The organism is Pseudoalteromonas sp. Of11M-6 (assembly GCF_022347905.1).
Lineage (GTDB): Bacteria > Pseudomonadota > Gammaproteobacteria > Enterobacterales > Alteromonadaceae > Pseudoalteromonas.
This window is the reverse complement of the sequence record NZ_JAKRFW010000008.1, coordinates 62,419-78,080: the sequence shown is the minus strand read 5'-3', so window position 1 is coordinate 78,080 and position 15,662 is coordinate 62,419. Positions and strand designations below refer to the sequence as shown.

Here is a 15,662-nt window from a genome sequence, read left to right as displayed (position 1 = left end):
CGCAGCACATATAAATGTCGACAAGTATCAGCTATACTGCCGGGCAAAATTTAATTGAGGCCTATCATGTTAGATATCGTTTTATACCAACCCGAGATCCCGCCTAATACCGGCAATATTATTCGTTTGTGTGCCAATACAGGATATTCACTACACCTGATAGAGCCGCTAGGATTTGAATGGGATGATAAACGGGTAAGACGTGCAGGCCTTGATTATCATGAATTTAGCGAAGTAGAGCGCCACCCAAACTTTGAAGCATACTTAGCCAAACGAAATCCAAAGCGAGTATTTGCTTGCACGACAAAAGGTAGCAAATACCATCATGAAGTAGCCTATGAAGCAGGTGACTGCCTATTGTTTGGCCCTGAAACTCGAGGTTTGCCAGAAGACATTATTTTTTCACTGCCTGAGCCTCAGCGAGTCCGCATTCCAATGCGCCCCGATAGTCGCAGTATGAACCTATCTAATGCTGTTTCCGTTTTTGTCTATGAGTCTTGGCGACAACTTGGGTTTGCTGGCGCAAAGTAAAAATAGCGCCTAGCCTCTGCTGCACAGGAGCAAACTTGAGGCACAAAAAAGGCGCCTTACGACGCCTTGCTAACTTTAATTTACATTAACTATAGGGATTCTTTTAAATTTCTGCGTGGTGCAAAATCGTACCAACAATATCACTGAATTTATTTGCTGGTTTCATTGAATTTACTGCACGTCCACAGGCTTTCATCATATCGATTAGGTCAAAATAACCGACTGGATGCTGAGTCACTTCATCAATAACAAGTAAAAACTCGAAGCCACCTTCTTCCATTGTTTTTAGCACATTGCCAACCACAGTTTGGCTAGTTTGTTTTAAGGTGATTTGACGAAGATCTGATAGTGGGATCATGACATCATTGACGTTTAAATCACGTCTTGTACAACCGCGTCTTTCTGCAATACTCAACACGTAGCGACTGCCAATTCTTGCATTAGAGATCATACCAACAAGCTTTTCTTTGCTATCAACGACAAAGCTTGCTCTGCGGTGCGTTTTGTCCAGCACTAACGTAGCTTCATCTATGCTACTGTTTTCATCAATATGCTGCATAGGTGCCAAATGTAGATTGTGCATTAGGCAATGTGCTGGCGCTTGCTCTAGGTTGTCAGTGTTACAAGCTGGGAAATTATTTTCAGCAAGTTCATAATTTGCAACAGGTTGAGTTTTCAATACTGTGTAAGTGTTCATAGATCACCTCTATCTTTAAAATTAATTAAGCACGGAAAAGGACTAAATTAATTTGCGACAGGTGGTGCTCTAATAGACTCGCATACTGAGTTTGAATAAGAATAGGTGGGTTGCGATTGCGCTATGATAAAGCTACTAGCAACCACGAAACGATGGGTTGTTGATACAACACAATCATCTAAATCAGGGCTGGAGTTCGAATTGTCTAGGTCAACAACGATAGGCGCGATTGAAAGCGTGGTATCACATTTAGCAGCATCGGCCGTTGACACTGTCAACAGACTCAACATACAAAATGTAATCATCCAACGAATTAACCGCATAGTATTCTCACTTCTACTGCCTTACTTTGAGTGTATGGGCAGTTTCTTGCGTTTACAAGTATTATTTCTAATCTATTTACTAAGCTTCTAAATATACTAAGGTTAATTTTCATACGCACACTCAGGCACTGTGTGAGCTGAGATGAATTGTTACTAATCTCCTATTTGTAGCCCGCTGTTTAGCGTTATACTAACGCTGACATTTTTGATATGTGCCTTAAATCAAAAGAATTAAATCATACCAATTTGCTTAATTAAGTGAGCTATTTTGGGGCGAGAAAACCTTGTCGATAACCAGGCGAAAACTTTACTATTTAGTTGTTCTAAATGAGAAATTTTTAACGCAGTTAGCGTCAGATTTGCTCCTTCAAATTGAGCAAGTATTAAGACAAGTTGGTATTACAACACGAGGTGTACAGTGCAACTATCACGCGGTATCGAGTACTTTATTGCCGGTTTTTCTTTAATCACCCAAAAAGGATTAAAACGTTTTGTATTTATTCCTTTAACAATCAATGTACTGCTATTTGGTGCATCACTCTTTTTTCTTTATGACTGGCTGACTCAAGGATTTACTTATCTCAACGGATTGTTACCAGATTGGCTCAGTTGGCTGGAATGGCTAATGTGGCCAATTGCTATCTTAGTGATACTTTTCAGTTATAGTATGATTTTCACGGTGATAACCAACTTTATTGCTGCGCCTTTCAATGGCTTACTCTCCGAAAAAGTAGAACTTTACCTGACCAACCAACACATCAATGATGATAAGTTAATTGATACCATAAAAGATGTGCCGCGAATGTTGGGTCGAGAATGGACCAAACTCTGCTACTACCTTCCACGTGCACTCGGCTTTTTCATCTTACTTTGGATGCTGCCTATCGTTGGGCAAATTTTATGGATTATGTTTACGTGTTGGATGTACAGCGTGCAATATAATGATTATCCGTTTGATAACCATAAAATTCATTTCAAGCAAATGAAAGATGATTTGAAAAGTAAACAAGGGCTGTCTTATGGCTTTGGCTTTGCGGTGTTTGTATTGACCTCAATCCCATTTGTTAACCTCATCGTGATGCCTGTTGCCGTTTGTGGCGCCACTAAGTTGTGGGTAGAGAACTATCGTCAGCAATATCGTTAAACAAATTGAGGTATGACATCGGACTGTAAAAATTCCATGATTTACTTACGCCTTTTACGCTTTGTTAGAATGAGGCAGGTATGCGCCAAATAATATGGATGATATGGTTGGTGGTTACGCTAACGGGATGCCAGGCAACAAAGCAGTTTGATGTCGGTACACGGCCTCAATTTTTAGTCTCGCAACTTCCAGATGGTGAGCTTAAGGAAAAGCTTGCAAGCTGTTTAGATAAACCAATCAAGCGCACACGTTTTTCCATTGGACATCGCGGTGCACCACTTTTCTACCCTGAGCACACCAAAGAATCATACATTGCCGCCGCAAAAATGGGAGCTGGCACGCTCGAATGTGATGTTACTTTTACGAAAGACAAGACTCTCGTTTGCCGCCATGCACAATGTGACCTTCATGCGACAACCGATATCTTGCTACAACCTAAGCTTGCTAGCAAGTGTAGACAACCCTTCACACCAGCGGATCCAGACTCTGGTAAACTTGCGTCTGCTCAATGCTGCACCTCAGACATTACCTTAGCAGAATTCAAGCAACTAAAAGGAAAAATGGATGGTGTGAATACTCAAGCAACCACAGTAGCAGAGTTTGTCAAAGGCACTCCCAATTGGCGTACAGATCTTTATGCCAGTTCTGGAACCTTAATGACCCACAGTGAAAGCATTGCTTTATTTAAGCAACTTGGTGTAAATATGACTCCTGAGTTAAAAACACCAGAAGTGCCAATGCCATTTAATGGGTTAAGCCAAAACCAGCTCGCACAAAAAATGTTAGACGAATATACTGAGCACAATGTCCCCCCATCTCAAGTTTTTCCACAATCCTTTTCTTACCAAGATATTCAGTACTGGATAAAGCATGCACCAGAGTTTGCAAACCATGCCGTATTTCTTGATGGTAGAGAAGCTGGCGAACATTTTGATATTAACAAACCAAGTACTTGGCAACCGTCAATGGAAGACTTAGCCAAAAATAAGGTAAAAATTATCGCCCCACCAATTTGGATGTTAATTAGCGAAGATAAAAACGGCGATATCATTCCGTCGCAGTACGCCCTAGCCGCTAAACGTGTAGGATTAAAGATAGTTGCTTGGTCTTTAGAGCGCTCAGGCCCTTTAACGAGCGGCGGCGGTTGGTATTATCAATCTGTAAAAAACGCAGTTAAGCATGATGGCGATATACTTAGGGTGTTGGACATATTGGCAAAACAAGTTGGCGTAGTTGCTGTATTTAGTGACTGGCCTGCCACCACCAGCTTTTACGCCAGCTGCATGGAAATTGAGTAAATCAGTTGCATTAGACTAAGGCCCATTAGAAAGTCATTAGCACCTATTTAAAAAACTGAAAAATTTAGGTTTGTAAGTCCACAACAAAACCACCAAAATTGATGTAAGTGTTGCTGTGGCGAACCAATAAACTAGCCCTAAAGAGACACCCCACATCGCTGTAACAAAAGCCACCGTAATGAATAAAAGTAAGTATCCGAGTATCCTAAATCGTCGTTGTTGACCCACACCGAGTGCTCCGGCTCTGTTAGAGAGCTTCACCCTATGTCGTGACAAGGATAAATTCAACAACGCAAAGGCTAAGAAAAGTAACACAAACAAAACAACAATTAACTTCATTGGGCCGCCTTAACACTGATGCCTTCTTGTCGGCAACGTACAACCCAAAAAGCTGCTACAAAGCATATAGAGATAAATAACACCGTTAAATCAAATCCAACCATCAGCCAATCACTATTTATCCAACTAAGCCATATATTATGCTCCGTTGTTAGTGCGTTAAGTATAGGTAGTAGCCCATATACCAAAGCAGCACAGCATAACATTCGCTGCCAAAGCCATTTTTTTGAGGCTAATCCACAATATAGTATGCATAGGCCTAACGTTATAAAAAGTATATGCATTTCCCAAGCTGCTCGGCTTGGAAAGCCTATTGGCAATAACCGATTACCAGCAAAGTAAGACGCTATCGCTATAGGAACCCCAAGGATCATCGCAATATTTATACGCTCTATAATACTCGTCAGGATCTTATTAGTACTAGTCACTGCCTTGCGCTTTTTCAACCATATCATAAGACCAGTAGCAACCATCGCTGCACCAAATAAACCTGATAAAAAGTAAATCCATCTAAGGTAAATATCAGCAAATAGCCCCTCATGTAAATGCTCTAAGAAATCATAAACACTTGCAGCTCCCCCTGCTTTTCCGAGGGAGGTTTCGAGCATAACTTTATCTTCAATAGCACGATACTCAAGCAACGAGGCGAATTCGACTCCACTTTTCGATTCAAACCAGATCTCAATGTGTTCTTTTTCTGTATTTCTCTCAATGACGCCAACATAACTAACTTTATGTGATTTGAAGCGACGTTTAGCATCAGCCAAAGCAGATTGAACGCTTAACTCTGTGGGGAGCATCTCGATTATTTGCTGTGACTTTTGCTCTGTCTGTGATTGCACATAAAATTGGCGATGATTTTGCTGACCTTCTCCATAGCGCAGGTCAATAACTGGAGACATAGTGATCCCCATTAGCAGCAATAACCCGCTATAGGTGATCATCAAGTGGAACGGTAGTGGTAGCACACTAAAAATATTGTGAATATCTAGCCAAGAACGCAACCCTTTTTGAGCTCGAAACGTAAAGAACTCAGCAAAAATTTTCTTGTGAATAATTAAACCAGTAACTAACCCTATAAGCATTAGCATTGCAGCAATACTAGTTAATATGTAGCCTATAAGTTGTGGTACATAATGTAGATTGTAATGCAAACGGTAAAGCGCCTCACCTCCGCTAGTTTGTCTATTACCGATAAGCGTTCCCGTCACTGGATCGAGGCTGCTTTCGTGCCATTGTTTGGGTGTTTTGCTTTCGGTGTTATCAGGTTCTAACCAAGAGATTTCAATAAATGGATCTCTTGATGTGGGAAAGCTTATGTACCACTGAGATGCATTATCACCATGTATGCTGAGTTGTCTGGTCGCGATATTCGTTATTGCGCTATCCTCAAGTCCTTTGGAAACCATGATTTCAGGTTTCATCCAACGATCAATTTCGTTTTCAAAATATCCGACACTGCCAGTCACAAAAATGAAGTACAACATCCACGCAAAAACAACGCCGGTCCACGTATGTAGCCAGCTCATAGACTGTCGAAATCTCGCTTTCATTCTCAAATAGCCTTTTCTAGAGACATGACTAAAACGCTTAGCAAAACAACTAAAAGCGCAATAAAAAATATTGCTCTAGTAGTGCTTTTAACAGCAAACACAACGATCACAATCAAAGTGTAAATAATAAAACTGGACATCATTCCCGCGACAATACCATCGACTTTATTGTCTGATGGTAAGTACGAAATAAGCATGGCACTCAAGTTAGCGATAACATAACCACCAATCACGCTAAGTAAAACTCGGCAAGTAATGTGCGCAGCTGGCGTTGGCTTAAATAAAGGTTTCATTAGCATAATAACCAAATGAAAAGAGCTAACCCTTTAAGTTAGCTCTTTTGACAATAACACTAGAACTGATAGGCAACTGTCAGCCTAATATCGCGACCTGCTTCTTTGATCCCGACAACACCTTCATAACCAGGAATATGACCGTAATCGGCAACACTACCATGGCTGCGGTAAGACTCATCTAATAGATTTTGTATTGAAAGGTCGACTCTCAAAGAGTCGAATGGCTCGTAGCTAACATAAGCATCGACTAACTGGTAGCTTGGTTTGTCAATTGTCTCAAGCTTTTCAACCCAACCTAGCTCAATTGAACGGTGAAATACTTCAATATCATTTAAGCTCGCCACATACTTGTAATTCCAGCCAAGTTTAATCTGATCGTTTAAGTGATAGTTAAAGTTTACGTTCAATGAGTCTCCAACCGCATTACCTAGACCACCGTATTCGTAGGCAGCCAAGTCAATGTTGTCAACTTCGATGCGGTTTGTGGATGTCGCGTCTGTGGGATCTGGCCAATTAAATATCACATTATCCAATTCAACGTTATTATGGTTAAAGCTGACAATTACATCAAAATTGTCCGCTTGATAACCACCAACTAGTTCAAAACCTTCACTCCCCAAATCACCGATATTTTCGTAGAAAACCCCTTCACGCCCTTTAAACTTGTCGAAGACAACACCATTAATTGTGCTAGAGTATACAGATGCTTCAAACATCCAAGCGCCATCATTATATTGAATACCGAGTTCAACATTTTCTACTTCTTCAGGAACCAAGTTTGCATTCGGCGTTAGCTCACCGACTGTGAACGCATCTGCGATTTGTCTGCCTCGCAGCGCTTCCGCATAGCCAAGTGACAACGTCAAGTTATCAGCAAGGTTGTATAGCAATCCAACATTTTTACTAAAACCATCCTGTTTTTTGGCTGAGAACTCACTGGTTGATGTAACTGGTGCACCAGCTGCATCAGTCTCAACAACCCAAACACCATCAACCTTTACCCAGTTTGCTTCTATACCTTGATGATCCAACTCATAGGAATCAAAACGTAGACCGAAACTTAAACGCAGATCAGGAAAAACTTGCCAATGATCTTGGACATAAGCTCCTAACACAGTACCATCTTCGTCAAAAATCCCACCAAAGTCTTCATAGGACTGCGAATGTACCTTATCGTTTTTGTGCTCAATTCCATAAGTAATAGAGTGAGTACCGATATCACTGGTATTGCGAATATCAAAACCTATCGTTTCAATTGACGCATCCCAGGTATATAACTCACGCTTGAATGATGATTTTGTTTGATACACTGTTGTCTCTAAATTCACCAGAGAATTTAAAAACCAGTTGTGGTTAAGCACTAAAGTCTCGCGCTCACCCCAAGATGCAAACAGTGGGTCGCTTTCCAGAGGTGCCCAGTTTGTTTGCTTGCCAAACTCACCGTCCTCTTTTCTTTGCTCGTAGCTAACTGTAATATCTTGAAATTCTGTCAGCTTGGCATTCAGCTTAATAAATCCTAATGTTTGATCTGCTGCGGTTCCTGGAAGCGTATTACCGTCACCATCTTCCGTATTTTTGCGGCTAACTGTTACATACGAAGCTAAAATGCCGATTGAATCAGTTGCCTTACCATACAAAGATAGACTCTCTTTATGCCCGTCATTGGTAAAATAACTTACTTTGGCAGTTCCACCGAACCTTTCATTTTCATCCAATAGATCCGCCGCACTTTTCGTTTTAAAACGTATTGCGCCACCAACTGCACCGCTTCCTGCTGTTGCTTCACCAGCACCTGCTTGTACCTCTACACTTTTCAATAACTCAGGTTCAATGGCAACACGACCTATGTGATGAAATAGTGTACTAGTTTGCGGAGCACCATCTACCGTGACATTCACCATTGAGTCTTCCACTCCACGAACAAAGATTTTTTGTGCAATCCCCAGCGATCCACCAACAGTAACTGAGGGGGTATGGCGGAAAATATCTTCTAGGTCATTTGCTTGGTAGTTAGCTAATACTGCAGGTGTAATTTCGGAGTTTGTTGTTGCCCCAACAACGGTAATTCTTTCGACTTTTTTTAGTTCATTTTCTGTATCGGATTGCTCTGCAAGTACGCCAAAGCTAAGGCTAAAGCAAGCAAGAGAAACGGCTGACGCTATAGTAGTTTTTCTAAAGAAATGACTTTTTTGGGATAAAAATGGCATGATTCATGTCTCAAACAACAGTTAAAAGGCTGAATCAGAATTATTACCATTTAGCTTTCTCAATCAATCACTTTTACAATTGTTACATTTTACGAAACCGGAATTATTACTTGTACAACCAATCCTCCACTGGCTAAATTACGTGCTGACACGCGCGCTCTAACACTTCTCAAGTGTCGCTTAGCAAGTGCTAAACCAAGACCAAAACTATCACTTTGTGCGAGACGAGCATTGTCCACACGGAAAAATGGCTCAAATACTTTCTCAATAAACTCTTCGGGGATCCCAGGCCCCTGATCAAGCACTTCAACTAAATAATCGTTGCTTATTCGCTGTAGTTTTATCTCGACTTTTTTACCTTCAGGCGTAAAGCGTAAGGCATTACGAATGATATTCTCGATTGCTGGACACAGTGCTCTATGGCAACTATTTACAACAACGGCACTTTTTGGCGACTCAAACAACAGCGTTCGATCTGGAAACTCAAACTTGGCGTCATCGATCAACACATCCAAAAGGTCTACTAAATCTACGCTTTCCTTCTGTAACATTGGGTTTTCATTATCTAACCAAGCCAAAGTGAGTGAATCTTCGACCAACTTTCTAATCTGTTGAGATTCACGTGCAATACGTTCTAAGTGTCGTCGGCTATCATTCTCTTCAAAGTTACTAACCGCAATATCTAGTCGAGTTAGCGGAGTTCTAAGTTCATGTGACAGATCAGCGATTAGCTGACGTTGACTTGCAATTAGCTCCCCGATCCTTGATGCCATCTGATCGAACGTTGAGGCTAAATGTGAAAACTCGTCATTGCGCTTGCCAAGATACTTTCCAAGTCTTACTTTAAAATTGCCTTTACTAAAAGCATTTGTTGCACTATCCAGCTGTCGCAATGGAATAATGATATGTCGATAAAGAAAGATGGATAATACGGCCAACACTGCCATAGGAATGAGTACCTGAAGCATAAATTTAGTCGTATTCCAGTAGATCCCAGGCCGCATTCGCTCTGGTAACTTTATTAGTAAGCTTGCATTAGAAGACTCGAATGGAAGCTCCATTATTGGATTTGATTCAAAATATAAATGTATTTTCCATTCAATGCTCCGACCAAAGTGATAGCTGCCAACGATATTCTGATCTATTGACTCTCCGGCTAAACGAATAGCGTCAAAACTCGCGATTGATACCCATGTAGATTCTTCTTTCATTAGGTTTTTTATCCAAGCCTCTAGCGCTTCTTGGTTGTTAGCCAAGTAGAGTCTTTCAGCTTCAGACTTCCAATTCTTCATTTGGATTCTATCGCTTACAGCTATCATACTCATACTTTCTTCTGTTTTAAGTGTTAAGGCATGCAGTAAATAGAAAAAAGCAACCAGACCAGCAGCTAAGATTAAGCTCAGTTTCCAAAAAATATTTCGTTTCATTTAAAACAGTAGCCTTTTCCATGCACAGTTTGTAAACGCTCACCATGCCAGTTTGCTTCATTAAGCTTTCTGCGTACTCGACTTAAGTGCATATCTAAACTCCTATCATATGCTCCTAGTTTTTTATTAAGCACAGACAGATATAAGTCAGGTTTAGTTATGATTGTATGTGGCCGTGAAGCAAGCTCCCAAAGCAACTTGAACTGGATTGGTGTGAACTCTAATATTTCACCATGGACATAAACGGATTGAGTCTGTGAGTTTAGTGTTAAGCCATCAATGGAAATCTCTGACGGTATAGAGAGTTGAATTATATTTTGGCTTCGCCTAAGGATACTTTCCATTCTCAAGAGCAACTCAGTGGAGTTAAAAGGTTTAGCAATATAGTCATCAGCCCCATGCGCTAAACCTATAATGCGTTCTTCCTCGGCCCCTTTTGCAGACACCATTACAACAGGGATCTGACTCGTAGATCGCAGCTTTCTCAACAAGGATACGCCATCTAATTTTGGCAACATATTATCCAGAAGGATCAAATCATGCTGCTGCAACTGAGCGACTTGTAGTCCCGACTCACCATCAAAGCACTGCTCAACTTGATATCCTGACTTTTGCAGCAAATCTACTAAGTAGGTACCTAAAGTACAGTCGTCTTCAATTAGCAAGACCTTGCTCTCTCTCACGTCAAACCTTTTAAAATGCAAATGATAACTAGTTTCATTTTTGCATATTAAGCACTGTATTTTGAAAAGTAAATCTCAGTTGTAACCAGATGAATCTATTTTTTGCAAAGATAAGAAATATAAAGTATCAGAAAGCAAAAAACCTCGCGATTGCGAGGTTTTTTTAAAGTATGGTGCCCAGAGGCGGAATCGAACCACCGACACGAGGATTTTCAATCCTCTGCTCTACCGACTGAGCTATCTGGGCAAATTTTTTCTAGTATCTAAGTCCTTAAAGGATTTTCAATACAACTCCAAACGGCTCTACCGACTGAGCTATCTGGGTAAATCTTTTTAGTCTCTAAATAACTAAGCTATCTAGAAAACACAGGCTTTCGCCTAAATAAAGTGGTGCCGACTATCCGAGTCGAACGGATGACCTACTGATTACAAGTCAGTTGCTCTACCAACTGAGCTAAGTCGGCACACTAAATTATTGGTGCCCAGAGGCGGAATCGAACCACCGACACGAGGATTTTCAATCCTCTGCTCTACCGACTGAGCTATCTGGGCAAATCTTTTTTAGTATCTAAATCCTAAAAAACTCAATCAACTGAGCGTTCTAGAAAATACAGGCTGACGCCTAAATTAAATGGTGCCGACTATCCGAGTCGAACGGATGACCTACTGATTACAAGTCAGTTGCTCTACCAACTGAGCTAAGTCGGCACACTAATTCGTGTACCATGCAGTTTCTGCATGCACCACATTGCTAATGCAATGATTTTAATTTGGTGCCCAGAGGCGGAATCGAACCACCGACACGAGGATTTTCAATCCTCTGCTCTACCGACTGAGCTATCTGGGCGTGCGGCGTATTAAACGGGTTTTGCGGTTCTAAGTCAACCCTTTTTTTAAATACATTTATCGTTTGCACAGTTTTCAGACAAAGCGGTTAAAATACCGCTTTTTCGATGGAAAAACACTCGACTAGCTATGTTTTACGGTATTTAACGACTTTTATCTTTGAGTAAGGCAAACGACTCTAGACCTATAATAAAGAGAAAGCCAGCTCTTGAGGCTTATATACCTATAAAGGAGTGAAACAAATAAGAAGGTATGTGCTTTTGCTGTTCTGATACCACAGTTAGACGACACTTATTCACTCTTTTTGATTCTCGTCTTTATAGCACGTCTCCTGTTTCACGCCGCGCTTCGTTTTAATGTCGCGAAAGTTTCATTACGAACACCTTATTCATACCAAATTTGAAGCAACTAACGAGACTGTCTTTCAAGAAAACCGAAGCTACAGAGACTTATCTTATCAATCCCCCAAGGACTACCCCCTGATTGTAAAACGAATTTACACGGCAATATAGCAAGGTAACATGTAAGCCATTCGTTTACCGCAGCTCTAGTTCACCTAAATTACCTATACCTCACTTGGCGAGCAATATTGTCTCTGAACTAAAGTTGATATTAGCCTGCGTAATTACCGTCATGGACACTTATCATTTAACAAAAGCATTAAGTAGAATTTAATTTTTATTAAAGCTTACTGCTTTGCACATCGCAGGCGTAGTGAAAATTATCGAGATAACAACCTGATTATTTTAAGATTTAAAACAATCAGATAATCTTAGGCTATTGCCACTATTGATTGAAAAACGAGAGGTAAAAACTTGCCGAAGGTGATAGGATTGCTACAACTAATAAGTATAAATAATTCTTTCGGGATTAAGCATGCCAAATAGCGCGAACACCAATGCAAATGGACGGATACTTTTTTTATTTATCGCAATATTGATTGTTGGACTATGCAGCGCCGTAGGTGCTTACCTACTGCCAAAGCAGGCTGACGTCCCTACCGCACCAACCGTGAATCTGCAGCAGCAAGCAACAACAGTTGCAACTCCCCTTGCTAAGGTGGTCACACAACACGGTTTTGACAGTGCCAAGCAAATTGTATCCGCATTATTAGCTTCTAACGAGCATTTGGGCGCCTATTTGTATGTCAATACAGGGATGGGGCAACCAAACCTGGTATTTCAACAAAGTGCAAGTGAGCAAATCACTGCATTGAATCGTGAAGAGTCTTATAACAAAGACACAATGCAGGTTTATCACATGCCACTGCTACTAGATGAGCAAAACGTCGGTGAACTCATTTTGACCTATACGCCACCCGTTGCAGCTGCGCCATCAAGCGACCCATTCATTGCTTATGTATTACTCGCTGCTGCTATTATTAGTGCCTTGATGATCGTTGTGATTGCAGCACGTCGGCTTTCTGGCGCATCAAGCAACGATACTGAAGAACTCATCGCAGAAATCAATCACCTAACGATGGATGAAAACTACAAGTCGACGGTTGGTACTTATTATAGTGGCGGTCTGGCTGAGGTTGCTGAAGCAATAAATGCACTGTTAAAGCAAGTACAGTCATCCATAGAGTCCGATCAAGCAACGCAAAACGAGTTAAAACAGCTTCAAGAAAGTCTCGAAACCGAAGTTCAAGCCCGCACGCTGGCGCTGGAAAAAGCGATTTTAAATGCGGAGCGTGCAAGTGATGCCAAAACCACTTTCTTAGCCACTATGAGCCATGAGATCCGCACACCAATGAACGGCGTCATTGGTACCATTGATTTACTGCGCCAAACCGATCTTGACGGTGCTCAACACCGCCTCACCACGATTATTCGCGACTCGGCATTTTCTTTACTTGGTATTCTTGATGATATTCTCGACTTTTCTAAAATTGAGGCAGGTAAATTACGCATAGACAATAGTGCTTTCTCGGTGGCTGAAACCACAGAGGAAGTCGCACGTGTGCTTTCATCAGTAGCGAAAAAGCGTAAATTAGACTTACAGCTGTTTGTTGCTCCTGACATTCCAACAAATTTAGTTGGTGACACAGTTCGCGTTAGACAAGTACTTTATAACCTTTGCAGTAATGCCATTAAATTTACGACTACAGACGACTCAACCCAAGGTTATGTAAAAATCTCCGTTGAAGTTGCACAAAACACCTCGGAGCATTACACCCTACGCTTTACCGTCACTGACAATGGTAAAGGCATGACAAAAGCTCAGTTGAGAGAAATTTTTAATCCGTTTATTCAAGCAGAAGGCTCTATCACCCGAGAATTTGGCGGTACAGGACTTGGCCTTTCTATTTGTAAAAGTTTAATCGAACTCATGCTAGGTAGTATCCATGTTAACTCAGATATTGGCATGGGAAGCGAGTTTGTTGTGGAATTACCATTTAGTGTGGATGGCAAAGTTAATTACGTAAACAAACAAATGTTAAACGGTCGCACTGTTGCTCTGCTCACCCCAAATAATGAGAGACGCACCATTTTAAATCGCTACCTTTCATTTATGGGTGCGAACGTGATTACTATTGATGAAAGCGAGATAGCCGAACACCAACACGAGGACAAATTGATTTGGGTGTTAGACGGTTTAGACGGCATGGATAAAGTCAATGAAGAGCTAAGAACCGTAGTCTACTCGCTTGAGAAAAACGAACAGCAAGTTGTTGTCTTAAGTAAAATGGACGAAGCAGCGCTTAATCACAAAAATATTTTCTATCTCAATGCATCACCGTTGTGTAAGTCTAGCTTTATGACGGCTATCTTGGTCGCTGCCGGTTTGCATAAACCAAAGGAAATTAAACCTTCTCGCACCATCAACGACTTTTTAAGCGTTGATGAAGCCAGAGCAACCAACAAGCTGGTGTTGTTAGTTGAAGATAACGTATTAAATCAGCAAGTGCTGACCGACCAATTACACCTGTTAGGCTATGGTGTCGAGGTTGCAGAAAATGGTGAGGAAGGCTTAGAACTTTGGAAAAAAGAGCATTTCCCAATCGTACTAACTGATTTACATATGCCTAAGATGTCAGGCTACGACATGGTAAAACATATTAGAGACTATGTAGAAACCGCAACCGATACCATTGAGCAACCATACATCATTGCCGTGACAGCTAATGCACTAAAAGGTGAAAGAGAACGTTGTGAGGCGGGTGGTATGAATGACTATATCACCAAACCAGTAGAGTTAAATGTACTAGAAGCAACGCTTAATAAGTGTATAGAAAGCTTACCAAAAACACAGCAACCACGACAAAGTACTGAGCCATCAGCTGTCGCACCAGTAGCCGTTAGCCAAGTACCGGTAGGATCAGAGCAAGCGGCTGAGTTAGAGCCAGTTGTTGATGAGGTTATCGTTGTAGAGCCTGAAATTATTGAAGCTGAGGCCAGCGAACCAGCTCCCGCTATCAATATGGACATGCTCAACAAGTATGTGAACCATGATGAAGCGAAGCGAAATCGCTTTTTCCGAATGTACTTAGAACAAAGTAGCCAGTTAACACGAGATGTAAATGGTGCGGTGATCACGATGAGCCAAGAGGAAATCATTGAAGCTTGTCATCAACTTAAGTCCATCTCCAAAACTATCGGTGCCGAAAAAGTAGCAGAAACTGCCATAGAGTTTGAGACTTTATGTAAGGAAGGCACGCTGACCACCGATCAGCTGATCCAAATGCGTGATAAATTGGAGCAGGACTTTTTAGCTGCAACCGAGTTTATTCAACAATATTTGAGTCAAGAAGCGTAATGATATGGGGGTGGGTAGCACTGCCCCCACAAATCTTATCGCTAATTGGTTGGAAGCGTTTTTCTCGACTAGGTAAAGATAAATGGATCGCAGGGACAACCTGCTCCCACACCTGCAATAAATGGTAAATATCAGCGATAAAAAGATACATAACCTTAATGGTTACGCCATTCATTGAGATATAACCGCCACCTAAAAGAATGATCCTTCCCTGAATCACTGACCGCATTTTATGCGCTTTCTGACTCCAAACACTTCCCCTATTAATTCTCACTGAGTATACTGACGCACTTTTTTAAATTAGTTAGTCGTTACATACAACAAACGCTAGTTGAAATAGGTACTGGTCACCCGTTCAAAAAAAGTACAGGCATGCCTGAGTTCATACAAGCAAATATCTGATTAAGATTTTTACTCGGTGACTCGATGAGCAATGCCAATCTGCATTGAAAAGTGTTCTATTTACCGCGCATCGCTTCAAACGTTGCATGTTAAGTACATGGCTCATTATTCAGTGTTGATTGAAAAACATTAGATGCAATAACGCATCCTTTATAAA

At 41.1% G+C, this 15,662-nt stretch carries 12 protein-coding genes and 5 tRNA genes; 4 read left to right on the top strand and 13 right to left on the bottom strand.

All coding sequences use genetic code 11. From position 1 onward, the window contains the following. Positions 1-66 precede the first annotated feature (66 nt). Positions 67-531: a tRNA (uridine(34)/cytosine(34)/5-carboxymethylaminomethyluridine(34)-2'-O)-methyltransferase TrmL gene (gene trmL / locus MHN32_RS05800; RefSeq protein WP_010606048.1), complete on the top strand. Its 465-nt coding sequence runs from the start codon at positions 67-69 to the stop codon at positions 529-531. Between the two features lie 103 nt (positions 532-634). Here the strand turns inward: trmL and MHN32_RS05795 are convergent, their stop codons facing one another. Together MHN32_RS05795 and MHN32_RS05790 are read right to left on the bottom strand one after the other, a co-directional pair. Then, a complete protein-coding gene (locus MHN32_RS05795; RefSeq protein WP_010606047.1) occupies positions 635-1,228 on the bottom strand; it encodes a CBS domain-containing protein in 594 nt (197 codons plus the stop codon). A gap of 47 nt (positions 1,229-1,275) precedes the next feature. After that, positions 1,276-1,551 (bottom strand): hypothetical protein, encoded by a 276-nt coding sequence (locus tag MHN32_RS05790; protein WP_010606046.1) that lies wholly within the window; start codon positions 1,549-1,551, stop codon positions 1,276-1,278. Between the two features lie 418 nt (positions 1,552-1,969). Here MHN32_RS05790 and cysZ point away from each other — a divergent pair, with 418 nt between their 5' ends. Both cysZ and MHN32_RS05780 read left to right on the top strand, forming a co-directional pair. After that, positions 1,970-2,695, top strand: a complete 726-nt coding sequence (gene cysZ / locus MHN32_RS05785) for a sulfate transporter CysZ (RefSeq protein WP_010606045.1) — start codon at positions 1,970-1,972, stop codon at positions 2,693-2,695. Between the two features lie 80 nt (positions 2,696-2,775). Continuing rightward, positions 2,776-3,993 (top strand): glycerophosphodiester phosphodiesterase family protein, encoded by a 1,218-nt coding sequence (locus MHN32_RS05780; RefSeq protein WP_239421163.1) that lies wholly within the window; start codon positions 2,776-2,778, stop codon positions 3,991-3,993. Between the two features lie 335 nt (positions 3,994-4,328). Here the strand turns inward: MHN32_RS05780 and MHN32_RS05775 are convergent, their stop codons facing one another. The 10 genes from MHN32_RS05775 to MHN32_RS05730 all read right to left on the bottom strand — a co-directional run bounded on the left by MHN32_RS05775 (position 4,329) and on the right by MHN32_RS05730 (position 11,345). Then, entirely contained in the window at positions 4,329-5,885 is a 1,557-nt protein-coding gene (locus tag MHN32_RS05775) for a PepSY-associated TM helix domain-containing protein (RefSeq protein WP_239421161.1), read from the bottom strand. A 2-nt stretch (positions 5,886-5,887) separates the two neighbouring features. After that, a complete protein-coding gene (locus MHN32_RS05770) occupies positions 5,888-6,178 on the bottom strand; it encodes a hypothetical protein (protein WP_239421160.1) in 291 nt (96 codons plus the stop codon). A 59-nt stretch (positions 6,179-6,237) separates the two neighbouring features. After that, a complete protein-coding gene (locus MHN32_RS05765) occupies positions 6,238-8,388 on the bottom strand; it encodes a TonB-dependent receptor (RefSeq protein WP_239421159.1) in 2,151 nt (716 codons plus the stop codon). Positions 8,389-8,477: 89 nt separating this feature from the next. Then, positions 8,478-9,815: a histidine kinase sensor domain-containing protein gene (locus MHN32_RS05760; protein ID WP_239421158.1), complete on the bottom strand. Its 1,338-nt coding sequence runs from the start codon at positions 9,813-9,815 to the stop codon at positions 8,478-8,480. Beyond that, positions 9,812-10,498, bottom strand: coding sequence for a response regulator transcription factor (locus MHN32_RS05755; protein ID WP_102057406.1), 687 nt, complete (start codon positions 10,496-10,498; stop codon positions 9,812-9,814). Before MHN32_RS05755 ends, MHN32_RS05760 begins: the two co-directional genes overlap by 4 nt. A 171-nt stretch (positions 10,499-10,669) precedes the next feature. Then, positions 10,670-10,745, bottom strand: a tRNA-Phe gene (locus MHN32_RS05750). Between the two features lie 141 nt (positions 10,746-10,886). Beyond that, positions 10,887-10,962, bottom strand: a tRNA-Thr gene (locus MHN32_RS05745). Between the two features lie 12 nt (positions 10,963-10,974). Beyond that, positions 10,975-11,050 (bottom strand) — tRNA-Phe (locus MHN32_RS05740). 80 nt (positions 11,051-11,130) lie between these two features. Further along, a tRNA-Thr gene (locus MHN32_RS05735) sits at positions 11,131-11,206 on the bottom strand. A 63-nt stretch (positions 11,207-11,269) separates the two neighbouring features. Next, positions 11,270-11,345 (bottom strand) — tRNA-Phe (locus MHN32_RS05730). Between the two features lie 875 nt (positions 11,346-12,220). Between MHN32_RS05730 and MHN32_RS05725 the strand changes: the two genes are divergently transcribed. Next, positions 12,221-15,103: an ATP-binding protein gene (locus MHN32_RS05725; RefSeq protein ID WP_239421157.1), complete on the top strand. Its 2,883-nt coding sequence runs from the start codon at positions 12,221-12,223 to the stop codon at positions 15,101-15,103. On the opposite strand, the gene MHN32_RS05720 is transcribed toward MHN32_RS05725, so the two are convergent. Beyond that, positions 15,072-15,332, bottom strand: coding sequence for a hypothetical protein (locus tag MHN32_RS05720; RefSeq protein WP_029215839.1), 261 nt, complete (start codon positions 15,330-15,332; stop codon positions 15,072-15,074). The two genes, MHN32_RS05725 and MHN32_RS05720, sit on opposite strands and share 32 nt — an antisense overlap. Positions 15,333-15,662 lie beyond the last annotated feature (330 nt).